The organism is Pseudomonas fluorescens (assembly GCF_003732425.1).
Classification (GTDB): domain Bacteria; phylum Pseudomonadota; class Gammaproteobacteria; order Pseudomonadales; family Pseudomonadaceae; genus Aquipseudomonas; species Aquipseudomonas fluorescens_BE.
Genome location: NZ_MOBX01000016.1, coordinates 404,623 through 429,787, shown reverse-complemented (window position 1 = coordinate 429,787; position 25,165 = coordinate 404,623). Strand labels below are relative to the sequence as shown.

The window sequence follows — 25,165 nt, the reverse complement described above, 5'->3', positions numbered from 1 at the left end:
GGGTTACTCCGGCAGCAGGCTTTCGCCGGCAAACAGCTCGGCCACGGTTTCGCGGCGGCGCACTTCAAAAACCTGATCACCGTCTACCAACACTTCAGCGGCACGGCCGCGGGTGTTGTAGTTGGAGCTCATCACAAAGCCGTAGGCACCGGCCGAATGCACGGCCAGCAAGTCGCCTTCTTCCAGCGCCAGTTCACGGTCCTTGGCGAGGAAGTCACCGGTTTCGCAGATCGGGCCGACGATGTCGTATTTGCGCGCAGCGGTGTCACGCGGTTTGACCGCGGTGACGTCCATCCACGCCTGATACAGCGCCGGGCGGATCAGGTCGTTCATTGCCGCGTCGACAATGGCAAAATCTTTGTGCTCGGTGTGCTTGAGGTACTCGACTTGCGTCAGCAGTACGCCGCCGTTGGCGACGATAAAACGGCCCGGCTCGAACACCAGCGCCAGATCACGGCCGTTCAAGCGCTCGCGCACAGCCTTGATGTAGTCGGCAGCCAATGGCGGCTCTTCATCGCGATAACGCACGCCCAGGCCACCACCGAGATCGATGTGGCGCAGGTGAATGCCGCAGTCGCCAAGACGGTCGACCAGATCCAGCAGGCGATCAAGTGCATCAATGAACGGTGGCAGAGTGGTGAGTTGCGAGCCGATGTGGCAATCAACACCCACCACTTCCAGGTTCGGCAGATGCGCGGCGCGCACGTACACGTCTTCGGCATCGGCAATGGCGATGCCGAACTTGTTCTCTTTGAGACCGGTGGAAATGTACGGGTGGGTGCCGGCATCGACGTCCGGGTTCACGCGCAGCGAAACCGGGGCGCGAACGCCCAGCTCGGCGGCGACCACTTGCAGGCGCTCCAGCTCGTCGGTGGACTCGACGTTGAAGCAGTGCACGCCGACTTCGAGGGCGCGACGCATGTCGTCACGGGTCTTGCCGACACCGGAGAAGACGATCTTGTCAGCGCTGCCGCCAGCGGCCAGTACACGCTCCAGTTCGCCACGGGAGACAATGTCGAAACCAGCGCCGAGGCGGGCCAGGACATTCAGTACGCCGAGGTTGGAATTGGCTTTGACGGCAAAGCAGACCAGGTGCGGCATGCCGGCCAGCGCATCGGCGTAGGCCAGATACTGGGCTTCGATGTGCGCGCGCGAGTAAACATAAGTGGGCGTGCCGAAGCGGTCAGCGATGGCGGACAGCGCCACACCTTCCGCGAACAGCTCCACGCCACGGTAGTTAAAAGCGTCCATGGCGATCCCTTATTGGTAAACGTCGTGCTTGTGTGCTTTGGACGGCTGCTTCTGCGAAGACTGGGCTTGCTCGGCCGGGTCCTGATCGTCATCCGGCAGGTACAGCGGGCCTTTTTGACCACAGGCCGAAACGAGGCAGGCAACCGCGACGAGCGCAGCAAGGGAAGAGATCAGGCGCTTCATGGCGAAATCCTTGAAAATGCGTTAATTGCGCCGGAGTATACCGGCCACCCGGCAGCTTGCCTATGCGAGGGGGTTCCCGTCCGGCGGGGCTTGCCCAAAGCTGCCCGAATCGCCGCAATCTCCTGTAGGAGTGAGCCTGCTCGCGATACCGGAGTGTCAGAGACATATATGTTGACTGACACTGCGCTATCGCGAGCAGGCTCACTCCTACAAGGGTTTGGTGTCAGGAGTGGGGCAGGGTGCTTGGTCGTTAATCTTTGCAATCGGCTGGCAGCGTCCGTATCTTTCGGCGCTTGAGCCTGATCAGACATTTTTTGAGGTTGCCGCAATGAGTTTGTCCGAAGCCCGTTTTCACGATCTGGTCGATGCTACCCAGCAAACGCTGGAAGATATCTTTGATGACAGCGACCTGGATATCGATCTGGAAAGTTCGGCCGGCGTGTTGACCGTCAAGTTCGAGAACGGCTCGCAGCTGATCTTCAGCCGCCAGGAGCCGTTGCGTCAGTTGTGGCTGGCGGCGGTGTCCGGCGGTTTCCACTTCGACTACGACGAAGAGAGCGAGCGCTGGATGTGCGACAAGAGCGAAGAGCAACTGGGCGAAATGCTCGAACGCATCGTCAAGCAACAGGCCGGCGCTGAATTCGACTTCGAAGGTCTGTGATTCCGTGACCGACACCGTTCCTGTTCGTCCGCCCAAGCCGCTCTACAGCAACATCAGCCCGGCCGTGCCTTCGCCGTGCAGTGGCGTGTGCCGGCTGGATGAGCAGAAGGTTTGCCTCGGCTGCTTTCGCCATGTCGAGGATATTCGCGAATGGCGCTCGGCGGACGATCAGCGCCGTCGGGTCATCTGCCAGCAGGCTGCCGCACGAAAATCCCGAGCCTGATCCGATCTGTGGCGAGGGAGCTTGCTCCCGCTCGGCTGCGCAGCAGTCGTAGGCATTTCAGGGCCGCTACGCGCCCCAGCGGGAGCAAGCTCCCTCGCCACAAGGGTCTCCTCCGGTCTGGAGGGTGACTTGTATATTTTTTGAGCTGTGATAGTGTCCGAACACGCCTCAACCCATCGAGGCCTGGTGAAAACCCCGTCTTTTTTGGCGGGGTTTTGCTTTTTTTGTGTGCAGAAGAAAGGAGTCTGCCCGGATCATGACCGCACCTTCCATCACCCTTACCCGTCTGGACGTGCAACGTCTGGAACGCCTGATCGACAGCCTGGATGACACGCTGCCGGGCGTGATCGCGCTGCAAACCGAACTGGACCGCGCCGATACGCTGGTCGGTCACGATGAAGTGCCCGCCGATGTCGTGACGATGAATTCCCGTGTGCATTGCCGCGAAGAAGGCAGTGGCAAGGATTACCACCTGACGCTGGTCTATCCCAAGGATGCCAACGCCGATGAAGGCAAGATTTCGATCCTGGCGCCGGTCGGCAGTGCGCTGCTGGGCCTGAAGGTCGGTCAGCACATCGACTGGCCGGCACCGGGTGGCAAGACCCTCAAACTGACTTTGCTGGAAGTTGAATCGCAGCCGGCCAACGGCGGTGATTTCCGCGAGTAAGCCCGCCTCAGAACTGTTCGAGCGCCTCGTTCAGGGCGCGTTCCAGGTCAGCCTTATAGCGCAAATACAGATTGCTTGAACTTTGCCCATCACCGAGCAGGCCCGAGAGGTCGAGGTCGGTGATGTAACAGCGATAGCGCTCGCTCTCGCGGCGCTGCTCGACGATCTCCCGGGCGACCACGCTGAACAGCTGGTCGCCATGTTCCAGCTCGCTGAATTCCCGTTGATTGCAATAGAGAGTGACCTGCACTTCGCCCGGCGCGGCTTTGCCGACGATCGCCTGCACGTCGTAGAACGGCTTGTTCACTGGCGTCTGCGGTGCCGGTCGCGCTTCGACCCGTCGTGCGCGCCCCGGACCCGAAGGCAATAACTGGTAATACAAAGTTTCAAGACGGGCATCCGGACCGGCGTCCATCGGTAGCACGGCTTCCCGGCGGAACAGGATCGATTGCAGAAAACGCTGCAATGGCACCAACAGACTCTGCTCATCGTGATAGGGCAAATGTTGCTGCCACAGCGCGTTGAACTCATCCAGCACGTACAGCTCGGCCTGCTGCTCGGTGATCCGGTAGAACACCTGAATGCACTCTGGCTGGCCCATCGGCAGGATCAGGGCGAGGTCGTGATCTTCCAGCGCCATCGGGTCGAGGTGCAGCGGGCTATAGCGCGGCTGCTCTTCACCGAGGTAATCGAGCAACGCTGGCAAGGTGGCGAGGGCGACGTGATTGACCTGGCCCGGCACCAACTCCAGCACGTGATAATGCTGCTGCACCTGAATCAGGTAGCGGTGGTTCAACTCGCTGAGCAGCAGGTTCTGCGCGGTGTCGACGATTTCCTCGACACGGCGGGCAATGAATTGCGCGCGGTTGTGACAGAAACAACGCACCTTCAGCGACGGCTGCAACGGCCCGCGCGGCAGGTTGTTGAGGTAGTCGCGCAGGCAATCGAGCAGAGCATGCGGCCCGTCGAAACGGTTGACCAGCACTTCGTTCCAACTGTTGAGCGTGACTTGATCCAGGGTCAGTACGAGGTTTTCGCGCACGCCGGCGTAACTCAGCGAGTCGGTGCGCTCGGTGGTCATCAGGATGTTCAGGTCGCGGTGATGTTTGAGCGGATCAATGCCGACGTTGACCAGCATCAGCACTTCGCTCGGCATCGCGGCGCGCAGCAGCGGCTCTTCGGCCACCGTGGGCAGGGGCAGGGCGATGCACTGTTGCAGGCTGCCAAGCAGGTTGAACAGTTCGAACTCGCTCAAGTCGCTGGTGCCAGGATGCAAAGCGATACGTGTGCTGCTGTCGATCACGCCGTTACGGTGGCACCACGTCAGCAGTTCGAGTAATTCGCGGCTGCGCTTGATTGGCGCGAAGTGTTCCCACTCAAGTGCCGTGAGGCTGCCGTTATAAAGGCCCCACTGGGTTTGCCCGGGTTCTTTTTTGTTGCGCGACTGCACCAGGGTCAGGGTGTCTTCGGCCAGATCCGGGGCGATGCCGGGGTTGATGAACTCGACCTTGTCGGCCTTGCGTTCGAAGGCGGCATAGAGCCGGCGCCCGAGCACATTGAGATCACGTTTGTTGATCAGGCTGACGGTCTGCTCGGTGCGGGCGAACTGGGTCAGGAAGCGGTAGCTGTAGTTCAGCTCATTGACCAGCGCGCGGCGTTCGGCGCTGACCTGGCGGACTTTCCACTGACTGCGGCTGTCGAGCAGTGTCAGCTGCCGCTGATCCCAATGCCATTCACTGGCCAGCCGTTCCAGCAGCGAACGTTGCCAGCTCTGGGTGCGGCTGTTGCCGGTGAGCTTGCGGTTGACCTTCAGGTACAGCGCGCGGCGGACCAATTCCAGCCGCTCCGGCTCGTTGCGCGCGGTGAGGTATTCCTCGATACGCCGGTACACGACCATGTACGGATCCAGTTCATCCAGATCCAGTTGGTTGGCGAACACGGCTTTTTTGAAGCGCAGGCTCAGGCACTGCACCTGTGGGTGTTCGCTGGCGTAGACCTCGGTCAGCAGCAGCTTGAGCACCGATTTGTACGGTGACTCGATGCCTTTGAACAACTGCCACAAGCCGGCGCCGATGAACTCGCCCGGCGGAATCCTCGCCAAGTGGCCAAGATCGAGGGTTTCGTTGGCCCGGATGAAGCGCTTGGACAGCAGGGTATGGGTGTAACGGTCGTAGGCGGTTTCTTCGTAAACCGGCACTAGCCACCAGATCGGCGTGCGCCCGGCCAGCCAGATTGCGGTGCGATAAAACTCGTCGAGCAGCAGATAGTGCTGGGTGGTGCCGCAGTTTTCCGAACTGAGCTGGGAGTCGCGTTCGCCTTTGACGAAGCGCTCCGGGTCGATCAGGAAGAAGTGCGCTTCAGCGCCCTGGCTCGCCGCCCAGGCTTCGAGCAATTGGCATTTCTTGCTCAGCTCGGCGAGTTCGCTTTCGCTCAGATCCGGCGCGTGGCAGACCCACACGTCCATGTCGCTCTGGTCGGCTTGCGCCAGCGTGCCGAGGCTGCCCATCAGGAACAGACCGTGAATCGGTCGCGGCGGATTGCTGCCGTGGCGCGGCTTGTAGGAGAACGAACGGGTCAGGCGTTGCGCTTCGGCGAGGGTGTTGGCGTCTGGCTCGTAATTCGACAGGCCGGCCGGCGTACTGCCCGAGACGTAACCCGGCAGCAGTGGATGATTGACGTGGAAGAACAGCGGCAACAGCGTCAACACGCTCTGTTGGCGGGTCGACAAGCCTTCGAGGGCGCGGCCGAGGCGGCCTTCATTGAATTTGAGAAAGCGCGCGCGCAGCTGGCTGAGTACCTTGCGGTCGATGCCTTCGTCCAGGTCGGGGCGGATTTCGTGGGTGCGCGTCATGTCAGCTCAAACCGGCTCGCAGGCTCGGACGTAGAGGGTCTCGGAATGGGAGGCAGTTTAGCCTTAGCACAGCGGGACTTTTAGCTGAATTTGTTTTTTGACGTCAGATTTCTATCGCGGGCGGCAGGGCAAGCCCGCGGAAATCCCGTGGCAGGAGTTCCCGTGGGCAAAGTCAGGGGGATCAGGCGGTTTCTTGCTCTCTCAGAATCGTCAGCACGGTTTGCACATTTTGTGCAGCGTCGCGACCGAGGCTGGTCAGATACCCGCCATCGGGCTGGTCGGTCAGTTCTTTTTCAAAGAGGCGTTTGGCGGCGGCAATGTGTTTCGGGGCAGCGGTCTGATGAATTTTCAGGCCTTCCTGGGAACTGTCCAGGTTGAAGAGTGCGAGGACTTCCAGTTCGGCAACCAACTCAGGGGTAAGCGACATAAGGACTCCAGACTTTCTAGGAATTGGACGACAGCGCCCCTAAGGTGAACCCGCTTTTGCGGCATGTCCAGTGCTCAGATCAGGGATTTTGTCTTGAGGCGGATTCCAGTGTAGTCGTGAGGCGGGAGTTGGCCGGATGGATACGTAACAAACCTTGTGGGAGCGAGCCTGCTCGCGAAAGCGGTGTGTCATTGAGCGTTGTTTTTGCTGATGCACCGTATTCGCGAGCAGGCTCGCTCCCACTGGGGGGATCTGTTTGGCTTACTGCTTTTCGGGTGGCAGATCCGGCAATGCGCGCAGCGCCGCTTCGTACCATTCGGTATTGAATGCGCGGTCTTCATCAAGCATCGCGTCAATCTCGTAGGCCAGCACGTGCGCCATCAGATTGAGGATCTCTTCGCGCTCCACGCCCACCAGTGTCAGCTTGTTGAAGGTCGCTTTGGCCGCTGGCGGGTTGTCGCTTTCGATCTGGTTCTCGATGGCTTCGATCAACGTAGCCTCGGTGAACTCTTCTTCGTCGTTGTCGATGTTTGTCGGCTCGCTCATGGCAGGCTCCTCATGGAAAGGCGCCAGTTTACCCGCATTCAGCGGCGTGATGCTGCTGGCGGGAAACGCCTGGGCGATCTATAAACAGGCACTGCCCACCCTGCACGGCCTGGAGGCTATGTGATGCTCAAGCTCTACGGATTCTCAGTCAGCAACTACTACAACATGGTCAAACTGGCGTTGCTGGAAAAGGGCCTGCCGTTCGAAGAGGTGACGTTCTATCCAGCGCAAACCGCGGAATCGCTGGCCATCAGCCCGCGTGGAAAGGTGCCGGTGCTCGGCGTAGACGCCGGTTTCATCAATGAAACCGCGATCATCCTCGAGTACCTCGAACAAACTCAGAAAGGTGCGCCACTGCTGCCGAGCGATCCGTTCGAGCGCGCGCAGGTGTTGGCGATTGCCAAGGAAATCGAGCTGTACATCGAGCTGCCGGGGCGCGCCTGTTATGGCGAAGCGTTTTTCGGCATGACTCTGCCGGATGCAATCAAGGAAAAGACCAAGACCGAACTGTTGCTCGGCTTCGCGGCGTTGGGCCGGCACGGCAAATTCGCCCCGTACGTGGCGGGCGACAGCCTGAGCATTGCCGATCTGTATTTCCTCTACAGCGTGCCGCTGGCCTGTGCGGTCGGGCAGAAGCTGTTCGGGATTGATTTTCTGGCTGAGATGCCGCAGGCAAAGGCGCTGCTGGAACGGCTTGAGCAGAATCCGCATGTGCAGAAGATTGCGGCGGACAAGGAGGCGGCGATGCCGGCGTTTTTGGCGATGATCGCGGCCAAAAAGTGAGTTTTGTAGCGTTCTGAAGTCAGCCATCGCCAGCAGGCTGGCTCCCACAGTAATACAGTCCAATGTGGGAGCCAGCCTGCTTGGGCTTTTAGCGGTTGGCGATCAGCGCCTGACCACGCACCACAGCAGCCTTGACCTGCGCCGGCGCAGTGCCGCCGATATGGTCACGGGCATTCACCGAACCTTCCAGGGTCAGCACGGCGAACACGTCCTGCTCGATCTGATCGCTGAACTGACGCAGTTCTTCCAGGCTCATCTCGGCCAGATCCTTGCCGGTGTCGACGCCGTACTTCACGGCGTGGCCAACGATTTCGTGGCAGTCACGGAACGGCAGGCCACGGCGTACCAGGTAGTCGGCCAGGTCGGTCGCGGTGGAGAAGCCGCGCAGCGCCGCTTCACGCATGATCGCGTGCTTTGGCTTGATCGCCGGGATCATGTCGGCAAAGGCACGCAACGAATCGCGCAGGGTGTCGGCGGCGTCGAACAGCGGCTCTTTGTCTTCTTGGTTGTCCTTGTTGTAGGCCAGCGGCTGGCCTTTCATCAGGGTCAACAGGCCCATCAGTGCGCCGAACACACGGCCGGTCTTGCCACGCACCAGCTCCGGCACGTCAGGGTTTTTCTTTTGCGGCATGATCGAGCTGCCGGTGCAGAAGCGGTCTGGCAGATCGATGAACTGGAACTGCGCGCTGGTCCACAGCACCAGCTCTTCGGAGAAGCGCGAAAGGTGCATCATCGCGATGCTCGCGGCCGAGCAGAATTCGATGGCGAAGTCGCGATCGGAGACGTTGTCCAGCGAGTTGCCGCCCACGGCATCAAAGCCCAGCAGTTGCGCGGTGTATTCGCGGTCGATCGGGTAGGTGGTGCCGGCCAGCGCGGCGCTGCCCAGTGGCATGCGGTTGGTACGCTTGCGGCAGTCGACCAGACGCTCGTAGTCGCGGCTGAGCATTTCGAACCAGGCCAGCATGTGGTGCCCGAAGGTCACTGGCTGCGCGGTCTGCAGGTGGGTGAAGCCCGGCATGATGCTCGCCGCTTCACGCTCGGCTTGCTCCAGCAGGCCTTTTTGCAGGCGGGTGATCTCGGCGAGGATCCGGTCGATTTCGTCACGCAGCCACAGGCGGATGTCGGTGGCGACCTGGTCGTTACGGCTACGGCCGGTGTGCAGCTTTTTGCCGGTGACGCCGATGCGATCGGTCAGGCGTGCTTCGATGTTCATGTGCACGTCTTCGAGGTCGACGCGCCAGTCGAACTGGCCGGCCTCGATTTCGCCCTGAATGGTTTTCAGGCCGTCGATGATGCTGTCGCGCTCGGCATCGGTCAGCACGCCGACCTTGGCCAGCATGGTGGCGTGGGCGATCGAGCCCATGATGTCGTGGCGATACAGGCGCTGGTCGAAAGTGACGGAGGCGGTGAAGCGGGCGACGAAGGCGTCGACGGGTTCACTGAAGCGGCCGCCCCAGGACTGATTGGTCTTGTCAGTGCTCATGAATTCGCTCGTATCGGCTTGAAGAAAGAAGGCGTGAAACGCTGGCGCGGATAATAACAGGGTTGCCAATCCTGTCGCTGACACTGGTCGATACGTTTTTTTCTCATTGTGTGCGTCATAGTCGGTGTTGGTTCGGGGAGTTTTGCGCAACGATATTTTTCGATTGAGCAATATCGGCCCGACGAGCGTCTACAGTTGGACATAAGGGTCGGTGTGACTTGGATCGGGCGAAGGTCTGGCCACCGACTATAAGAAGAGGAGATGGGTGTAATTGTCCTTCGGCATTCCCCGTGAAAAACGCAGGAAACAGCGGGCTTTGAGCAGTACGATCCGGACACTGGCAAATATTGCTGGCCGACGTACGGCACTTTTTGGCGCTCGGGCTAGTCTTAGCGTGGATCGCGGTGACGGACGTCACTTCACCTGTCTACGCTATCCTTGTGCGAGACTCACGCAGGAATCCAGCGCAATATGAATGTCCTGATCGTTGATGACGAACCACTGGCTCGCGAGCGCCTCAGCCGAATGGTGAGCGAGCTCGAGGGTTATACAGTTCTGGAGCCCGGCGCCACGAATGGCGAAGAGGCGTTGGCACTGATCGACAGCCACAAGCCGGATATCGTGTTGCTCGATATTCGCATGCCGGGCCTCGATGGCCTGCAGGTTGCTGCTCGTCTGTGTGAACGCGAAACGCCGCCGGCCGTGGTGTTTTGCACCAGCCCCGATGAATTTGCCGTGGAAGCCCTACAGGCCAGCGCCGTGGGCTATGTGGTGAAACCCGTGCGAACCGAACATCTGCATGACGCCCTGAAACGGGCTGAACGTCCCAATCGGACGCAACTCTCGGCCCTGACCCGTCCCGCTGCCGAAAGTGGCACCGGCCCGCGCAGCCACATCAGCGCCCGCACCCGCAAAGGCATTGAACTGATCCCGCTGGATCAGGTGGTCTACTTTATCGCCGACCACAAATACGTGACCTTGCGCCACGAGGCCGGTGAAGTGCTGCTGGACGAACCGCTCAAGGCCCTCGAAGACGAATTCGGCGAGCGCTTTGTGCGTATCCACCGCAACGCGCTGGTCGCCCGCGACCGCATCGAACGTTTGCAACGCACGCCGCTGGGGCATTTCCAGCTGTTCCTCAAAGGTCTCAATGGTGATGCGCTGATTGTCAGCCGTCGGCATGTGGCTGGTGTGCGCAAGATGATGCAGGGCCTGTAATCCGGTCACTCCGGGCAGCTCCACCTCCTTTTTACCGGGCATTGCGGGCCAGGGAGGCCGCGCCGACTCTGATTCAAGTCAAAGTGGATTTGGCTGAGCTGTTATTATCCGCCGTATCTATTCAGTACGGATTGATCCATGTCCTCTCGCGAAATCCGCATCGCCACCCGTAAAAGTGCGTTGGCCCTCTGGCAGGCCGAATACGTCAAAGCCCGTCTGGAAGCGGCCCATCCGGGCCTGCTGGTGACGCTGGTGCCCATGGTCAGTCGTGGCGACAAGCTGCTCGACTCACCACTGTCGAAGATCGGCGGCAAGGGGCTTTTCGTCAAGGAACTGGAAACTGCGTTGCTGGAAAACGAAGCCGACATCGCCGTCCACTCGATGAAAGATGTGCCGATGGACTTCCCGGCAGGCCTCGGTCTGTTCTGCATCTGCGAGCGTGAAGACCCGCGCGATGCTTTCGTTTCCAATACCTATCAAAGCCTTGATGCGTTGCCCGCCGGCGCCATCGTCGGCACCTCCAGCCTGCGTCGTCAGGCACAGCTGCTGACTCGCCGCCCGGATCTGGAAATCCGTTTCCTGCGCGGCAACGTCAACACCCGTCTGGCCAAACTTGATGCCGGTGAGTACGACGCGATCATTCTCGCCGCGGCCGGTCTGATCCGCCTCGGCTTCGAAGATCGCATTACCTCGGCGATCAGTGTTGACGACAGCCTGCCGGCCGGTGGCCAAGGTGCAGTCGGCATCGAATGCCGCAGTGCCGACACCGAAATCCACGCTTTGCTCGCACCGCTGCATCACGCCGACACCTCGTCGCGCGTCACCGCCGAGCGTGCTCTCAACAAACATTTGAATGGCGGCTGCCAAGTGCCGATCGCCTGCTACGCCGTGCTCGAAGGCGAGCAGTTGTGGCTGCGTGGTCTGGTCGGTGAGCCGAGTGGCGGCAAGTTGCTCAGCGCCGAGGCACGTGCGCCACGCACGGACGCCGAAGCACTGGGCGTGAAGGTTGCCGAAGACCTGCTCAGCCAAGGCGCCGACGACATTCTCAAAGCGGTTTACGGCGAGGCAGGTCACGAGTGACGGACTGGCGCCTGCTGCTGACGCGCCCTGCAGAAGACTGTGCGGCGCTGGCTGAGACGTTGGCCGCGCAGGGGATTTTCAGCAGTTGCCTGCCGCTTTTGGAAATTTCCCCGCTGCCGGTCTCTGCCAAAATACGTCGGGCGATTACACAGTTGCCAAGTTGCAGCGCAGTGATTGTGGTCAGCAAACCGGCGGCACGTATTGCGCTGGATCTGCTCGCCGGCTCGTCTGCGCTGACGATGCCTTGGTTCAGCGTCGGTGCTGCGACTGCGCAGATTCTGCTGGATCACGGGCTGGATGCGAACTTCCCGGCCGCCGGCGATGACAGCGAAGCGTTGCTGAAATTACCGCGTCTGCGTGAAGCGGTCAGCCAGCCCGGTGCGCTGGTGTTGATCCTGCGCGGTGAGGGTGGGCGTGAACTGCTCGCCGAGCGCTTGCGTGAGCTAGGTGCTAGTGTCGAGTATCTGGAATTGTATCGACGTGACCTGCCAGCCTATGCCCCGGATGAGCTGCCACGGCGGATCGAAGCGGAACGCTTGAACGGGCTGGTGGTCAGCAGTGGACAGGGTTTCGAGCACCTGCGCCAAATGGCCAGCGATGCCTGGCCAACCATCGCGTCGTTGCCGTTGTTTGTACCAAGCCCAAGGGTCGCCGAGCTGGCACGTGCCGCCGGGGCTCAAACAGTTGTGGATTGCCGCGGCGCGAGTGCCGCGGCTTTGCTGACGGCGTTGCGGGAGTATCCCGAACCCGTTTCCTAATGCAAAGGATGGATACGTGAGCGAAACAGCCTTGCCAAAAGATGACGTCCAGCCTGTGATTGAACCCCAGGTTGAAACTCCACCGCCGGCAACAGAGCCGCGCCGAAGCAATGGACTGGCCATCGTCGCCCTGTTGCTCGGTGCCGCCGGTGTCGCTATCGGCGGCTGGGGTGTCTGGCAGGTCCGTCATCTGCAGACCAATACGCAACAACAGTCGGGTCAGGTGCAGGCGTTGAATGATCAGGCACAGAGCCTGAAACTCAACGAACAGCGTCTGACCGAGCGCCTTGCGCAGTTGCCGGGTGCCGACGAACTTGCCGAGCGCCAGCGTCTGGTGACGCAGCTTCAGGGCGATCAACAGCGCCTCAATCAACGTCTGGAAACTGTGCTGGGTGCCAGCCGCAAGGACTGGCGTCTGGCCGAGGCCGAGCACCTGCTGCGTCTGGCCAGCCTGCGTTTGTCGGCGTTGCAGGACATAAGCAGCGCTCAGGCGCTGGTGCAGGGCGCTGACGAAATCCTCCGTGAGCAAAACGATCCCGGCTCCTTCGCTGCCCGCGAGCAAGTGGCGAAAACCCTGGTGGCGCTGCGCAGTACTTCGCAACCGGATCGCACCGGTCTGTTCCTGCGTCTCGGCGCATTGCGGGATCAAGTCATCGACCTCACCGAGCTGGCGCCGGAGTACAAGGATCGCGGCGAATCGCTGCTGGGCCTGAGCGCCGACGGTGACGGCGCCAGTCGTTGGGCGCAGTGGTGGGATCAGGTCTCGCGCTACATCCGTATCGATTTCAATGCTGACAAGAATGTGCGACCGCTGCTGGCCGGGCAGAGCCTGAGTCAGGTACGTCTGGCCCTGAGTCTGGCACTGGAGCAGGCGCAGTGGGCAGCCCTCAACGGTCAGGCGCCGGTCTACACCCAGGCGCTGGCCGAGGCGCGGGATGTGCTCAAGGGCAATTTCAACCCGGACAATCCGCAAAGCAAAGTGATGCTGGAACAGGTTGGCGAGCTGAGCAAGGAACCGGTGACGGTCGCGACGCCGGACTTGGCCGGCACCCTTAGTGCGGTGCAAGCCTACCTTGAGCGACGCAATGTCAACGCCGAAGAATCGGTGAAACCCTTCGCCAAGCCTGCCGCCAACACCGCGCAGGAGAGCACACCATGAAGCGCCTGTATGTGATCGTGTTTCTGGTGATCGCTGCGACAGCAGCGCTGGGTCTGGCGATTGCCGAGCACTCCGGTTACGTGCTGGTGGCCTACAAGAGCTTCCGCTACGAGTCGAGTCTGTGGGCGACACTGGCGGTGATCGCGGTGTTGTGGCTGCTGATCTGGGGTATCAAGGCGTTGGTCGAACTGGTCATGACCTCGACTGGCGTGGTCAATCCGTGGTCGCGACGCAACCGCAGTCGCCGCGTGCAGGTGGCGATTGAGCACGGCCAGCTGGATCTGGCCGAAGGTCGCTGGGCCAGCGCTCAGCGTCACCTGTCTCGAGCGGCTGAAGCCGAGCGCCAGCCGTTGCTGTATTACCTCGGTGCCGCCCGCGCGGCCAACGAGCAGGGTCTATACGAAGAGTGCGATCGGTTGCTGGAGCGCGCCCTTGAACGTCAACCCCAGGCGGAGCTGGCCATCGCCCTGAGCCACGCGCAGTTGCAGACTGACCGTGGCGACACCGATGGCGCCTTGGTGACCCTGCAGGCTATGCATGATCGCCACCCACACAATGCGCAGACGTTGCGCCAGTTGCAGCGCTTGTATCAGCAGCGCGGCGAATGGTCGGCGGTGATTCGTTTGCTGCCGGAGTTGCGCAAGGACAAAGTCCTGCCGCGCGCCGAACTGGCCGAACTCGAGCGCCGCGCCTGGGGTGAAAACCTTTCGTTGGCCGCACAGCGTGAAGAGGATGGGAGCGTTGGTCTACAGTCGCTCACGCGCGCGTGGGAACAGCTCACCTCGGCGCAACGTCAGGAGCCACCGCTGGTGCTGGCGTACGCCGAACAGCTGCGGCAGTTGGGCGCTCAGGTCGAAGCGGAAGAAGTGCTGCGCACTGCCCTCAAACGCAAGTACGACAGCCATCTGGCCCGTCTCTACGGTCTGGTTCGCGGCAGCGATCCGGCCCGTCAGTTGCAAACCGCCGAGGGCTGGTTGAAGGATCATCCGCACGATCCTAGCCTGCTGTTGACCCTCGGCCGACTGTGTCTGCAAGCCAGTCTGTGGGGTAAGGCGCGGGATTATCTGGAAAGCAGCCTGCGTGTGCAGCGCAATCCGGAAGCCTGTGCGGAGCTGGCGCGCCTGCTCGCCCAGTTGGGCGATACCGAGCGCAGCAATCGGTTGTTTCAAGAAGGCCTTGGCCTGTTGGATGAGCGCCTGCTGGCCGCGCCGTTGCCGGTTCCGGCTCACGCGTGAAGTGGCGAGGGAGCTCGCTCCCTCGCTTATCTTTTGTGGCTGAAATTTCAACTTCAGCGGGTGTCTGAGGCAAATTCCTACAACGGACTACACCGATTCCTCTTGATCCTGTCGGGTTTTCCCTACACCTCTGGTGAACTGTCCGCAGGACCTTGCCTTGAAAGGCTGACTCGCTTTCCTCTACCGTAACCGCCTGTCTCTACTGTTACGGAAAAGCCATGTCGTTGGCCTGCTCACGCTCCTTGTTCTTCATGGCTTTCACTGCGGGGGCCTTTGCTCTGGGAGCTTCCTATTATCTTGAATATGCAGTCGGTCTGACGCCGTGCAGCCTGTGCCTGGTGCAGCGCCTTTTCCTCACGCTGCTGTGCGCCACCAGTGGTCTGGCGGCGGTGCATGGCCCCAAGCGTGTCGGTTTATGTTTTTACTGGCTGTTGACACTGGGCGCGAGCCTGGGAGGTACCACGGCGGCCTGGCGACAGGTATTGATACAGAGCGATCCCCTGCTGCAATTGCTCAATTGCTCGCCAGCCCCCGAGACATTGCTCGGTGGTCTGCCGTGGATCTGTGCGCTGCAAAGGATGTTTAGCGGCGGTGCCGATTGTGCGGAAATTTCATGGACGCTGTTTGACTTGAGCATCCCGGAGTGGAGCCTGCTGTTCTTTTTCGCGGTAGCAATTCTGGCGGTATATCAATTGTTGCGTCTGGTCTGGAGTGCGCTGCAACGACCGCTCAGCGGCGAAGCGTCGCACCCGGTGCCGCTGCGGGATTAAACACTTGTATGAACTTTATCTCCTGCGTACCTTGAAGCCATAGGCGTGCGGGCATAATCTGGCCCGCACGTGTCATTGGATTTATGTTGCTCGATGACGCTCTGCCCGGCCGTCCCCCAAGCCAAAATCAAAAGAGGGGCGCGGGTGTAGAGCAGCATGACCCACAAGGGAAGAGAGATCGCCATGCTCGAAAGTTGTCAGAATGCTCAGGAACGTTGGGGTGGGGTTCATCTGCTGATCGACCGCTGGTTGCAAGAGCGTGAAGATCTGATCGGCGCCTACGACAAGCTCGGCGCGCAGCCTGAGTCGCTGTCCGAGAGCCGCAAGCCCTTGCAGGAATTCTGCGGCGTGCTGGTTGATTACGTGTCGGCCGGGCACTTCGAAATCTACGAACAGCTGACCGGCGAAGCCAAGGCGTTCAACGACAAGCGTGGTCTGGAACTCGCCGAGACGCTCTATCCGCGCATCGACGTCATCACCGAGAAGCTGCTCGCGTTCAATGACTTGTGCGATGAGGGCAAATGCGTCGCCGAGAAGTTCAAGGAACTCGGTGGCCTGTTGCACGAGCGCTTCGAACTTGAGGACTGCCTGATTGAAGTGCTGCATACGGCACACAAGGAAGAGGATCCGGTTCAGGCCTGATCCGAACCCTGATCAAAAAAACGGTGCGCCCCAAAGCGCACCGTTTTTTATTGCCTGCTCAACTCGTCGCGCCACGCAATTCCACTTCAAACACCAGCGGTGTAAACGGTGCGATCAAGTCGCCGGCACCGTCAGCGCCATAGGCCTGATCCGATGGAATCACCAGCCGCCATTTCGCACCTACCGGCATGTTCTGCAACGCGGTGCGCCAGCCGGCAATCACGCTGTCGAGGTTGAACCATTGTGGCTGACTGTTCTGGTCGAACACGGTGCCGTCCGGCAGCCGTCCGACATACAGCACCTGCACTTTTCCATCGGGGCCGGCCTTGGCGCCAGAGCCTGGTGTCAGCTCGGTGAGCAGGATGCCGTCAGCCAGTTCCTTAACACCCGGTTTGGCTTTTTCAGCGGTGAGAAAACGCTGCTCGTTTTCCATCGCCGCATCGCTCGAAGGTTGTGCTGAGTGCTCGGCATTTTGCGCTTCGTGATCAGCCAGAATCTGTTCGATGCGCGCTTCGCTCAGTGCCAGCGGCTTGCCCTGATAGGCTTGCTGCAGGCCATCGATCAGCGCCTGGATCTGCAGTTGCGGGACTTCCTGACGCAGTCGTTCACCGAGGCTGGCACCGAGACTGTAGGCCAGATCGTGAGCATCGTTCGCGGTGGTTTTTTCGTCAGCGTGAGCGGCCGAAAAAACCATGCAGAGGGTTAAAAAAAAGTAGCGCGACATGGGCACTCTCCGTCCTGAGATGCGGTGGATTATGCCAGCGCGCACCTCTGCAACGGTGAACTGCTTTTGACTTCGCGTAGAACATTTTTGATTCGGTGCAACGCAACGCAATCGATACTGTCAAGATGCCCTAGCGGCGGTAACTGCAGAGGTCTAGTATGAGCCGCACCCACGTCAGCCAGGAGGTAAACCATGTCGGCCACCAAGAAGCCTGTAAATACTCCGTTGCACTTACTCCAACAACTCTCGGGCAGCCTGCTCGAGCATCTGGAAAACGCTTGCTCCCAAGCCTTGGCTGATGCTGAAAAACTGCTCGCCAAACTGGAAAAGCAACGCGGCAAGGCACAAGAAAAACTGCACAAATCCCGCACCAAATTGCAGGACGCAGCCACTGCCGGTAAAGCCAAGGCGCAGAACAAAGCCAAGGCCGCCGTGAAAGAACTGGAAGACCTGCTCGATGCCTTGAAGGATCGTCAGTCCGACACTCGCAGCTACATTCTGCAACTCAAGCGCGATGCTCAGGAAAGCCTGAAACTGGCCCAGGGTGTGGGTCGCGTTCAAGAAGCCGTGGGCAAAGTACTGTCCACCCGTGCCGCCAAACCAGCAGCGGCGCCGGCGAAGAAAGCAGCTGCCAAACCGGCTGCCGCCAAGCCAGCGGCGAAAACTGCAGCGGCTAAACCTGCTGCAAAAACTGCGGCCAAGGCACCGGTAAAAGCAGCGGCTAAACCAGCTGCCAAAACCGCTGCAAAACCTGCGGCTAAAACCACTGCTGCAAAACCAGCTGCCGCCAAGCCTGCCGCGAGAACTGCTGCCGCCAAACCGGCTGCAAAACCAGCCGCAAAACCAGCAGCGACCAAAGCCGCTCCAGCGAAAACCGCAGCTGCCAAACCGGCGGCGAAAGCTGTGGCGAAACCGGCCGCTAAACCAGCCGCAAAACCTGCTGCCAAAACCGCCGCTGCCAAACCAGCTGCAGCTAAACCCGCTGCCAAAACTGCCGCCAAGCCAGCCGCCAAACCAGCAGTGAAAGCCGCCGCCAAACCGGCAGCCAAACCAGCCGCGAAACCGGCCTCCGCTGCTAAACCAGCAACCACGGCTGCCAAGCCTGCTGCTGCCAAACCGGCCGCCAAACCAGCTGCAAAACCCGCCGTGAAAAAGCCAGTTGCTGCCAAACCAGCCGCTGCCAAACCGGCTACTACTCCAGCTGCCAAGCCTGCCGCGCCAGCCACTCCAGCCGCCGCTGCCCCAGCCGGTACCACCTCGACCCCTTCGACTGCGCCATCGCCAGCCGCTGCGTCGAGCGTCAGCAACAACCCGACCAGCGCTTCCTAAGCGCCGGTTGCCGCGACGCGCAGCACTTGCAGCGCGTCGCGGTTCGGGCTGGCCGCCGAGCCGGCCAATCCTTCTAGCCAGGTCTTCGAGCCTGCGCCGTTTTGCCCCCACTCCTGCGCAACACCCTCCAGTCGTGACAGCAACGCTCGCTCAGCTTCGAGCTCAAGTGATTTGATCTGCTCGCGCATGCCTTTCAGCACCGCATCTTCAACGGCCCGCGCTTTCCATTGCAGCCGTAGTGCGCGCAGCGGCTGCACCACCTCGGTATCCCAAGGCTCGGTCAGCGTCTGAAGCAGGCTTACACGTTGTTCATCACAGATCACCCCGCGCTGCTCCAGCCATAAGCCGCATAGCAGCAGGCACACATTGACGCCCGCCGTTTGCAGTTGCAGGCAGGCATCTTCCACGCCCGGGCGGGCGTAGGTGGCAAGGGAAAAGCTCCACAGGTCAGAGGACATCGTGCTACTCGCGCCAGTTGTGAGCGAAGCTGGTAGACTCCGCCGCCATTATGATCCGACTTCAGAACCTGACTTTACAGCGTGGCCCGCAACGTCTGCTAGAAGACGCCGAGCTGACCCTGCACGCCGGCCACAAAGCCGGCCTCATCGGTGCCAACGGCGCCGGCAAATCCAGCCTGTTTGCCCTGCTGCGTGGCGAGTTGCACCCGGATTCGGGCGACTGCCTGCTGCCGGCCGACTGGCGCATCGCGCACATGCGCCAGGAGGTCGACACTCTCGAACGCCTGGCGGTCGACTATGTGCTCGACGGCGACCTGCGTCTGCGCGAGGTGCAACGTGACCTCGCCGTGGCCGAAGCGGCTCACGACGGCGTCGCGCTGGCCCGTCTGCACGCCGAACTCGACAGCGCCGATGGTTACACCGCCGATGCGCGAGCGCGCAAATTGCTGGCCGGTCTCGGCTTCACTAATGAGCAGATGGATCGCCAGGTAGGAGATTTCTCCGGTGGCTGGCGGATGCGTCTGAATCTGGCGCAGGCATTGATGTGCCCGTCGGACCTGTTGTTGCTCGACGAACCGACCAACCACTTGGACCTCGACGCGATCATCTGGCTTGAAGAGTGGCTGAAAAGCTACCCGGGCACCTTGCTGCTGATTTCCCACGACCGTGATTTCCTCGATGAAGTCGTCGATCACGTGGCGCATGTCGATCAGCGCAAAATCACCCTGTATCGCGGCGGCTATACCGCGTTCGAACGCGCCCGTGCCGAGCGTCTGGCCCAGCAGCAACAGGCCTACGAGAAGCAGCAGGCGCAACGTGCGCACATGGAAAGCTACATCGCCCGTTTCAAGGCCCAGGCGACCAAGGCCCGTCAGGCGCAGAGCCGGATCAAGGCGCTGGAGCGGATGGAAGAGCTGTCCGCGGCCCACGTCGATTCGCCGTTCGACTTCGTCTTTCGCGAGTCGACCAAGATATCCAGTCCGCTGATCGATCTGTCGGATGCGCGTCTCGGTTACGGTGACAAAATCATCCTGGAAAAGGTCAAGCTGCAACTGACCCCGGGTGCGCGAATCGGCCTGCTCGGCCCGAACGGTGCGGGTAAATCGACGCTGATCAAGAACCTCGCCGGCGAGCTGTCACCGATCGCCGGGCGCCTGACCCGTGGCGAGAACACCGTGGTCGGTTATTTCGCCCAGCATCAGCTCGACTCGCTGGACTCCAAGGCCAGCCCGTTGCTGCACCTGCAGCGTCTGGCGCCGACCGAGCGCGAGCAGACCCTGCGCGATTTCCTCGGTGGTTTCGACTTCCGTGGTGCGCGCATCGATGAGCCGGTACTGAATTTCTCCGGTGGTGAAAAGGCGCGTCTGGCCCTGGCATTGATTGCCTGGGAGCGGCCGAACCTGCTGCTGCTCGACGAACCGACCAACCACCTCGATCTGGAAATGCGCCTGGCGCTGACCATGGCGCTGCAGGAATTCAGCGGCGCGGTGCTGGTGGTGTCTCACGATCGGCACTTGCTCAAGAGCACTACCGACAACTTCTACCTGGTCGCTGACGGCAAGGTCGAAGAGTTTGATGGCGACCTCGAAGACTACGCGCGCTGGCTGGTGGAATACCGTCAGCGCAACGCGCCGGTCAGTAATACTCCGGTCAATCCGGACAAGACCGACAAAAAGGCCCAGCGTCAGGCGGCTGCTGCGTTGCGTCAGCAACTGGCCCCGCACAAGCGTGAAGCCGACAAGCTCGAAGCCGAGCTGGGCAAGCTTCACGAGAAACTGGCCAAGGTCGACGCCAGCCTCGGCGACAGCGACATCTACGAGCCAGCGCGCAAGAACGAGTTGCGTGATCTGCTCGCCGAGCAGGCCAAGTTGAAGGTTCGCGAAGCCGAGCTGGAAGAAGCGTGGATGGAAGCGCTCGAGACGCTGGAAAGCATGCAAGCGGAGCTGGAGGCGCTGTCCTGATGGAAGCGTTCAAGCTGCCGCTGCCGGCGGAGTGGGTCGAACCGGTCTGGTTTGGCGTGCAGATTCTGCTGATCCTGCTGGCCGGTTACGTCGCGCAGCGCTTCGTCGCCAAGTGCCTGACCCGTCTGGGCGAGCGCTATCCGTTCCCGCCGCAATTGCTGATGCCGCTGCGCGGCGTGTTGCGCTGGCTGATCATGGGCAGTGCGCTGATCTTTGTACTGGAACGCCTTGGTGTCTCGGCCACGGTATTGTGGACGGCGCTGTCAGGGTTCGTCGCGGTGGCGGCGGTGGCGTTCTTTGCGATGTGGAGCGTGCTGTCGAACCTGCTCTGCGCGATTCTGATTTTTACCGTCGGACCCTTCCGGTTGGGTGATGTGGTCGAGTTGGTCGACACCACTGACAAGCCGGGCGTCAAAGGCCGCGTGGTGGCGATCAATCTGCTCTACACCACGTTGATCGAGGCTGAAGAACTCGGGACGGGCAGCGCCATGGTGCAAGTGCCCAATAGTCTGTTCTTCCAGCGATCGGTGCGACGTTGGCGCGGGACCGATGTATTCCCTTCGAGCGGGTTCGAGAAGTAAGTCTTAAAGCAAGATCAAAAGATCGCAGCCTGCGGCAGCTCCTACAGGGATCGCATTCAATGTAGGAGCTGCCGCAGGCTGCGATCTTTTGCTTTTAGCCCCAATCCGCATTAGCTTGAGCGTCTGTCACGATTCAGATGCGAGGTGTGCGATGGAGCTTCAAACATGGCTGGCGTTTTTTGCCGCCTGCTGGGTGATCAGTCTTTCCCCGGGGGCTGGCGCCATTGCGTCGATGTCCAGCGGTCTGCAATACGGTTTCTGGCGCGGTTACTGGAACGCCCTCGGCCTGCAAATCGGTCTGGCGGTGCAGATCGCGATTGTCGGCGCCGGCGTTGGCGCAATCCTGACCGCTTCGGCAACGGCTTTCCACGCGATCAAATGGTTTGGTGTCGCTTACCTTGTGTATCTGGCTATCAAGCAATGGCGCGCGCTGCCCATGGACATGAGCGATGACGCGGCGGTGCGGCCGATCGGCAAGCCGCTGGCGCTGGTGTTTCGTGGCTTTCTGGTGAACATCAGCAACCCCAAGGCTTTGGTGTTCATGCTCGCGGTGCTGCCGCAGTTCATCAACCCGCATGCGCCTTTGCTGATTCAGTATGTGGTGATCGGTGTGACGATGATCTTCGTCGACCTGATTGTCATGGCGGGCTACACCGGCCTGGCGTCGAAGGTGTTGCGTCTGTTGCGCACACCGCAGCAGCAGAAGCGTATGAACCGCACGTTTGCCGGGCTGTTCATTGGTGCGGCAGCGTTTATGGCGACGTTGCGTAAAGCGGCGGCGTAAACCTCGCAGGCAATAAAAAAGGCGACCTCGTGAGGTCGCCTTTTTTATTTCTACCGAGACATCGGGGCAAGCGAGCTTTTGTGGCGAGGGGATTTATCCCCGTTGGACTGCGCAGCAGTCCCAATCGTCTTGAATCAATAGCGAGGGCCGCTTCGCGACCCAACGGGGATAAATCCCCTCGCCACAGAGCCCCTCGCCACAGAACGCGTTCAGCCAAGAGTCAGTGCAAAATCACCGGCGCAGTATCACGCGGCAGATTGTTGCGCTGCGGCGCCTCACGCGGCTGCTCGTAACCGCCGCCACCGAGCTGCATGCTCAGTTGCCCGGCCACGTCCTCACCCAGCGCCTTCGACACGTCACGCACCACCCGTGGGCGGTTCAGCGAGATCTTGATATCGCGGCCGTTCACCAGTTTGGTGTCCTGCGCTTCGCCCATCGCCGTGAAGGCCGAGGTGATCTCGAAGGTCTTGGTGTTGATCAGGCTGAAATCCGCCACCAGCGTCAGACCCAGCACCGCCGAATAGCTGTCGGTGTGCGCCAGCTCGTTCATGTCCTGGGTGAAGTCGATGTCCGACACGGTGCCGAACAGCACATAGTCGGCACCCTTGAAGTTGCCGGCCTTGATGCGCTTGATCACGTCGTAGACGTCACCTTTGGAGGACGCGGTGTAAGGCGTGCCTTGCACCAGCTGGAACATGCCGGTGCGCAAAATTTCACCCTTGATGTCGCCGGTGAATTTGCGCAGCTCGCCTTGCTCGATGTAGCTGGTGCTTGCTTCGATCTCGTTGTAGCTCGAAGAACCACTGGAGCTGTAATAACCGTCGCGGTGATTGCTCTGGGCCGAAACGATGTGGATGTATTGCTCCACACGCTCCTGATAGGCCAGATCCGTCACTGCGACTTTCGGGGCCGCCTGCGCGCTGAACGCGCAAGCCAGGGCCATCATGCCAATCCATGCGCGCATTGCTTAACGCTCCGTGGTTTTGCGGATCTCTTTTTCGTCCATCCACTCGGCCAGACCGCTTTCAACGTCGATCAGTTGCAGGCTGAATTTGTAGAAGACGTCCTTGTAATCGCTGCTGCGTTTGACGATCGAGCTGATCGAGCCTTCGATGCGGTACTTGGCGGCAACCATGTTGCCAGTCTTGGCCACGGTGCTCTTCTTGTACAGACCGCTCTGGTTTTGCAGCTTGAGCTGGTCAACCTGGCTCTGCATGGCGTTGTTGTCGCTGGCGAAGCGGGCCACGCCGGTTTTCATCAACTGCGTCTTGATGCTGGTGGTGATTTCGCGAGTGTCGATGTACTCGCTGGTCTTGTTCTTCACGTCGTAGACCTGAACCACCGGACGGCCCTGCAGGATGCCGGACTGGGCCAGCGAGCGGGTCATCGACTCGGCGATCATTTGCAGGTCGGTCGAACCGAATTCGTTGGTCACGGTTTCAACCGCTTTGGTGTCGCCGTAGCTGATGTTCTTGCTGCCCAGGGTCGGCGAAGTGTTGGCGCAACCGGAGGCCAGCAGGGCGATAACGGCGATGCAGGAAAAGCGTGCAAACATGGGAGTGCTCTCTAAAACAGGAATAGGGTGGCAGGCTTACGGCGTCTTGATTTCCAGACGGAAGTCCACGGCTTTCGGGGTCGGGGCGATGCCTTGAATGAAGCTGGTCTGGGCGCCGTACATCATTTGGCTTTTCCACACTTCTTCTTCGGCAATCGGGAAGCCTTCCGCGCCGAGCCAGGCGAAGCGGTAGTAGAAAATCTTGTTGCTGTTGAGCGTGTTGCTCAACTGCACGTTGACCGTCATGAAGCCGTTTTCGCGGGCGACGCGCATGGCGCCGACGACGATGTGTTTCTGCGGCCCCATGGCCACGACTTTGCTCGCGGCGCTGCCCGGCTCTGGCGGTGGCGGGGTGGCGCAGCCGCTCGCCAGCAAGGCGAGGGTGGCGACGGCGATGAGTTTGAAGCGCATGCAAAGACTCCGTTCTTAAGGTTGTTTGAGGCTGGCGACGTTGGTCGCGCCGGCGCTCGGGATCACGTGGGCGGCGAGACCGCTGGCGAACACCTGATTGCCCACGGCGCGCAGGCTGATCACTTGATAACGCTGGTCGACGGTGACCTTGACCACCGAACCACCCACGGCGCTCGGCAGACTGACCTGATGCTCGCCTTTCTTCAAGCGCAGACGCACCACTTGAGTGTTGTCCGGCAGGGTGCGCCACGTACGGGTATCGGCACCTTCGAGCACAGCTGAAGAGATACCGACGGCCAGACCGGCCAGCGGGTTGGTTTCGTTGATCTGCTTCTGCGCCACGCCTTTGGTGATCGCCCGCACGGTGGTGCGCAGGATGATCCCCGGCATGTCGTCACGCAGGGCGCGGCGGGACATGGCAGTGGTGCTGTTGAGAGCAGTCAGGTTGACTTGCTGGCCATCGACACCGATCTGCGCGAACGGCGCGGTGGAGGTGTCTGGTTTGATGATCGGGAACGACAGCGGTGTGATCACCACGTTGTTGGAAATCGGCAAAGGCAGCGGCACGCGGATCGAGTCGCGCGCTGGTGCCAGACCGCTTTGCACCACGATCAGGATGTCGCTGTCGTCGGACTTGCCCGGCTTGTCGAGGTTGACCAGCGCCTGCTCCAGCAGCGGCGTGTTCGGGCGCAGCTCGGCGGCCTTGCGGTAGCCCGGTGCAGCCAGGTCTTTCTCGCCCAGGGCTTCGTAGACGAAGCCGGCCAGGTAGTGGCTGAACGCACTCTGGTAGCTGTTCTTCAGACCCACCACTTCCGGCGCGTCGAGACTGGCGACCGGATATCCTTGCAGGTCCTTGTACTGAGTCTTGATGCCTTCTTTTTCGGCCTCTTCCTCGCTCTTGAGGTATTCCTTGTCACGCAGGTCGGCAATCACTGCTTCACGTTCGTGCGTTTTCTTGATGGCGGTGCGCGCGCCGTCGAAATCGTTGACTGCCAGCAGGTTCAGGGCCATCTGCGTGGTCAGCATGACTTTTTCGTAGTCGTAGCCTTCGTAGCGACGCACCTTGTCGTTGACCAGGAAGCTGCCGAACTGGGCCAGGTACTTGTCGGTGTCGAGCTTGACCGAATCTTCCCACTTGCCCACCACCTGATCGGCGCTGGTCCAGGCGTTCTGGCTACCGGACAGGTCGCCTTTGGCGCGCAGCAATTCACCTTTCTCGAAGTAATAGAGCAGGTCTTTGTCGGGGCCGGTGTTGTTCTTTTCCAGCAGGGTCAGCGCGGCGTCAACATTGCCGGTGGCCAGTTGCTGGTTGGTCTGTGCCAGTTCGGAGTCATAGTTGCGAAACGCCGAACAGCCGGACAGCAGAGTGACGGCGCTGAGCGCAATCAGTGTGGGAGCGCGGAATGCCATGGGGGTACTTCTTCC

The 25,165-nt window shown here is 60.7% G+C and carries 28 protein-coding genes and 1 pseudogene; 17 read left to right on the top strand and 12 right to left on the bottom strand.

Going from position 1 to position 25,165, the window contains the following annotated elements:
- Window positions 1-3 precede the first annotated feature (3 nt).
- Complete coding sequence (gene lysA, locus BK670_RS27660; RefSeq protein ID WP_123454573.1) at window positions 4-1,251, bottom strand: diaminopimelate decarboxylase; 1,248 nt, start codon at window positions 1,249-1,251, stop codon at window positions 4-6.
- Window positions 1,252-1,260: 9 nt separating this feature from the next.
- Window positions 1,261-1,434 (bottom strand): LPS translocon maturation chaperone LptM, encoded by a 174-nt coding sequence (lptM, locus tag BK670_RS27655; RefSeq protein ID WP_007911098.1) that lies wholly within the window; start codon window positions 1,432-1,434, stop codon window positions 1,261-1,263.
- 328 nt (window positions 1,435-1,762) lie between these two features.
- On the opposite strand from lptM, the gene cyaY reads away from it, so the two are divergent.
- The 3 genes from cyaY (at window position 1,763) to rnk (ending at window position 2,985) form a co-directional block, all read left to right on the top strand.
- Window positions 1,763-2,095, top strand: coding sequence for an iron donor protein CyaY (gene cyaY / locus BK670_RS27645; RefSeq protein ID WP_123454569.1), 333 nt, complete (start codon window positions 1,763-1,765; stop codon window positions 2,093-2,095).
- 4 nt (window positions 2,096-2,099) lie between these two features.
- Window positions 2,100-2,318, top strand: a complete 219-nt coding sequence (locus BK670_RS27640; protein ID WP_123454566.1) for a DUF1289 domain-containing protein — start codon at window positions 2,100-2,102, stop codon at window positions 2,316-2,318.
- Window positions 2,319-2,574: 256 nt separating this feature from the next.
- The gene (rnk, locus tag BK670_RS27635) at window positions 2,575-2,985 is read left to right on the top strand and encodes a nucleoside diphosphate kinase regulator (RefSeq protein ID WP_103521296.1); all 411 of its coding nucleotides are present in this window, start codon (window positions 2,575-2,577) and stop codon (window positions 2,983-2,985) included.
- Between the two features lie 7 nt (window positions 2,986-2,992).
- Here the strand turns inward: rnk and BK670_RS27630 are convergent, their stop codons facing one another.
- The 3 genes from BK670_RS27630 to BK670_RS27620 form a co-directional block, all read right to left on the bottom strand.
- Window positions 2,993-5,836 (bottom strand): class I adenylate cyclase, encoded by a 2,844-nt coding sequence (locus BK670_RS27630; protein WP_123454564.1) that lies wholly within the window; start codon window positions 5,834-5,836, stop codon window positions 2,993-2,995.
- A 181-nt stretch (window positions 5,837-6,017) separates the two neighbouring features.
- Window positions 6,018-6,263 (bottom strand): TIGR02647 family protein, encoded by a 246-nt coding sequence (locus BK670_RS27625; RefSeq protein ID WP_003229392.1) that lies wholly within the window; start codon window positions 6,261-6,263, stop codon window positions 6,018-6,020.
- 261 nt (window positions 6,264-6,524) lie between these two features.
- Window positions 6,525-6,809 carry a hypothetical protein gene (locus BK670_RS27620; RefSeq protein ID WP_123454562.1) on the bottom strand — a complete coding sequence of 95 codons (285 nt, stop codon included), beginning with the start codon at window positions 6,807-6,809 and terminating at the stop codon, window positions 6,525-6,527.
- On the opposite strand from BK670_RS27620, the gene BK670_RS30035 reads away from it, so the two are divergent.
- Both BK670_RS30035 and BK670_RS27615 read left to right on the top strand, forming a co-directional pair.
- Window positions 6,808-6,933, top strand: a complete 126-nt coding sequence (locus BK670_RS30035; RefSeq protein WP_259697596.1) for a hypothetical protein — start codon at window positions 6,808-6,810, stop codon at window positions 6,931-6,933. The genes BK670_RS27620 and BK670_RS30035 overlap by 2 nt on opposite strands.
- A complete protein-coding gene (locus BK670_RS27615) occupies window positions 6,933-7,592 on the top strand; it encodes a glutathione S-transferase family protein (protein WP_123454560.1) in 660 nt (219 codons plus the stop codon). Before BK670_RS30035 ends, BK670_RS27615 begins: the two co-directional genes overlap by 1 nt.
- An 88-nt stretch (window positions 7,593-7,680) precedes the next feature.
- Here BK670_RS27615 and argH read toward each other — a convergent pair whose 3' ends face one another.
- Window positions 7,681-9,075: an argininosuccinate lyase gene (argH, locus tag BK670_RS27610; protein ID WP_123454558.1), complete on the bottom strand. Its 1,395-nt coding sequence runs from the start codon at window positions 9,073-9,075 to the stop codon at window positions 7,681-7,683.
- Window positions 9,076-9,409: 334 nt separating this feature from the next.
- Here argH and BK670_RS30380 point away from each other — a divergent pair.
- The 8 genes and pseudogenes from BK670_RS30380 to rsd all read left to right on the top strand — a co-directional run.
- A pseudogene (locus BK670_RS30380) lies at window positions 9,410-9,550 on the top strand (sensor histidine kinase); the annotation flags it as partial.
- Window positions 9,547-10,293 (top strand): LytR/AlgR family response regulator transcription factor, encoded by a 747-nt coding sequence (locus BK670_RS27600; RefSeq protein WP_123454556.1) that lies wholly within the window; start codon window positions 9,547-9,549, stop codon window positions 10,291-10,293. The pseudogene BK670_RS30380 and the gene BK670_RS27600, both read left to right, overlap by 4 nt.
- A 138-nt stretch (window positions 10,294-10,431) precedes the next feature.
- Window positions 10,432-11,373, top strand: coding sequence for a hydroxymethylbilane synthase (gene hemC / locus BK670_RS27595; RefSeq protein WP_123454554.1), 942 nt, complete (start codon window positions 10,432-10,434; stop codon window positions 11,371-11,373).
- Window positions 11,370-12,131 carry a uroporphyrinogen-III synthase gene (locus tag BK670_RS27590; RefSeq protein ID WP_123454552.1) on the top strand — a complete coding sequence of 254 codons (762 nt, stop codon included), beginning with the start codon at window positions 11,370-11,372 and terminating at the stop codon, window positions 12,129-12,131. Before hemC ends, BK670_RS27590 begins: the two co-directional genes overlap by 4 nt.
- A 16-nt stretch (window positions 12,132-12,147) precedes the next feature.
- Entirely contained in the window at window positions 12,148-13,290 is a 1,143-nt protein-coding gene (locus BK670_RS27585; protein WP_123454550.1) for a uroporphyrinogen-III C-methyltransferase, read from the top strand.
- Complete coding sequence (locus tag BK670_RS27580; protein ID WP_123454548.1) at window positions 13,287-14,525, top strand: heme biosynthesis protein HemY; 1,239 nt, start codon at window positions 13,287-13,289, stop codon at window positions 14,523-14,525. The genes BK670_RS27585 and BK670_RS27580 overlap by 4 nt, the downstream gene beginning before the upstream one ends.
- Before the next feature lie 218 nt (window positions 14,526-14,743).
- Window positions 14,744-15,295 carry a disulfide bond formation protein B gene (locus BK670_RS27575; RefSeq protein WP_123454545.1) on the top strand — a complete coding sequence of 184 codons (552 nt, stop codon included), beginning with the start codon at window positions 14,744-14,746 and terminating at the stop codon, window positions 15,293-15,295.
- Window positions 15,296-15,478: 183 nt separating this feature from the next.
- Complete coding sequence (gene rsd / locus BK670_RS27570; RefSeq protein ID WP_123454543.1) at window positions 15,479-15,937, top strand: sigma D regulator; 459 nt, start codon at window positions 15,479-15,481, stop codon at window positions 15,935-15,937.
- Between the two features lie 58 nt (window positions 15,938-15,995).
- On the opposite strand, the gene BK670_RS27565 is transcribed toward rsd, so the two are convergent.
- Window positions 15,996-16,661 (bottom strand): FKBP-type peptidyl-prolyl cis-trans isomerase, encoded by a 666-nt coding sequence (locus BK670_RS27565; protein WP_123454541.1) that lies wholly within the window; start codon window positions 16,659-16,661, stop codon window positions 15,996-15,998.
- 192 nt (window positions 16,662-16,853) lie between these two features.
- Between BK670_RS27565 and BK670_RS27560 the strand changes: the two genes are divergently transcribed.
- Complete coding sequence (locus BK670_RS27560) at window positions 16,854-17,990, top strand: AlgP family protein (RefSeq protein ID WP_123454539.1); 1,137 nt, start codon at window positions 16,854-16,856, stop codon at window positions 17,988-17,990.
- On the opposite strand, the gene BK670_RS27555 is transcribed toward BK670_RS27560, so the two are convergent.
- A complete protein-coding gene (locus BK670_RS27555) occupies window positions 17,987-18,448 on the bottom strand; it encodes a TIGR02444 family protein (protein ID WP_123454537.1) in 462 nt (153 codons plus the stop codon). The two genes, BK670_RS27560 and BK670_RS27555, sit on opposite strands and share 4 nt — an antisense overlap.
- Before the next feature lie 50 nt (window positions 18,449-18,498).
- On the opposite strand from BK670_RS27555, the gene BK670_RS27550 reads away from it, so the two are divergent.
- The 3 genes from BK670_RS27550 (at window position 18,499) to BK670_RS27540 (ending at window position 21,774) form a co-directional block, all read left to right on the top strand.
- Entirely contained in the window at window positions 18,499-20,409 is a 1,911-nt protein-coding gene (locus tag BK670_RS27550) for an ATP-binding cassette domain-containing protein (protein ID WP_123454535.1), read from the top strand.
- A complete protein-coding gene (locus BK670_RS27545; RefSeq protein WP_123454533.1) occupies window positions 20,409-20,990 on the top strand; it encodes a mechanosensitive ion channel family protein in 582 nt (193 codons plus the stop codon). The genes BK670_RS27550 and BK670_RS27545 overlap by 1 nt, the downstream gene beginning before the upstream one ends.
- Window positions 20,991-21,141: 151 nt before the next feature.
- Window positions 21,142-21,774, top strand: a complete 633-nt coding sequence (locus BK670_RS27540; RefSeq protein WP_095049367.1) for a LysE family transporter — start codon at window positions 21,142-21,144, stop codon at window positions 21,772-21,774.
- Between the two features lie 220 nt (window positions 21,775-21,994).
- On the opposite strand, the gene BK670_RS27535 is transcribed toward BK670_RS27540, so the two are convergent.
- The 4 genes from BK670_RS27535 to BK670_RS27520 are packed head-to-tail and all read right to left on the bottom strand — an operon-like array spanning window position 21,995 to window position 25,150.
- Complete coding sequence (locus BK670_RS27535) at window positions 21,995-22,738, bottom strand: penicillin-binding protein activator LpoB (RefSeq protein WP_123454531.1); 744 nt, start codon at window positions 22,736-22,738, stop codon at window positions 21,995-21,997.
- Window positions 22,739-22,741: 3 nt separating this feature from the next.
- A complete protein-coding gene (gene lpoB / locus BK670_RS27530) occupies window positions 22,742-23,329 on the bottom strand; it encodes a penicillin-binding protein activator LpoB (RefSeq protein ID WP_016772610.1) in 588 nt (195 codons plus the stop codon).
- Window positions 23,330-23,365: 36 nt separating this feature from the next.
- Window positions 23,366-23,740 carry a YcfL family putative periplasmic lipoprotein gene (locus tag BK670_RS27525; protein WP_123454529.1) on the bottom strand — a complete coding sequence of 125 codons (375 nt, stop codon included), beginning with the start codon at window positions 23,738-23,740 and terminating at the stop codon, window positions 23,366-23,368.
- A gap of 15 nt (window positions 23,741-23,755) precedes the next feature.
- A complete protein-coding gene (locus BK670_RS27520; protein ID WP_123454527.1) occupies window positions 23,756-25,150 on the bottom strand; it encodes a COG3014 family protein in 1,395 nt (464 codons plus the stop codon).
- Window positions 25,151-25,165 lie beyond the last annotated feature (15 nt).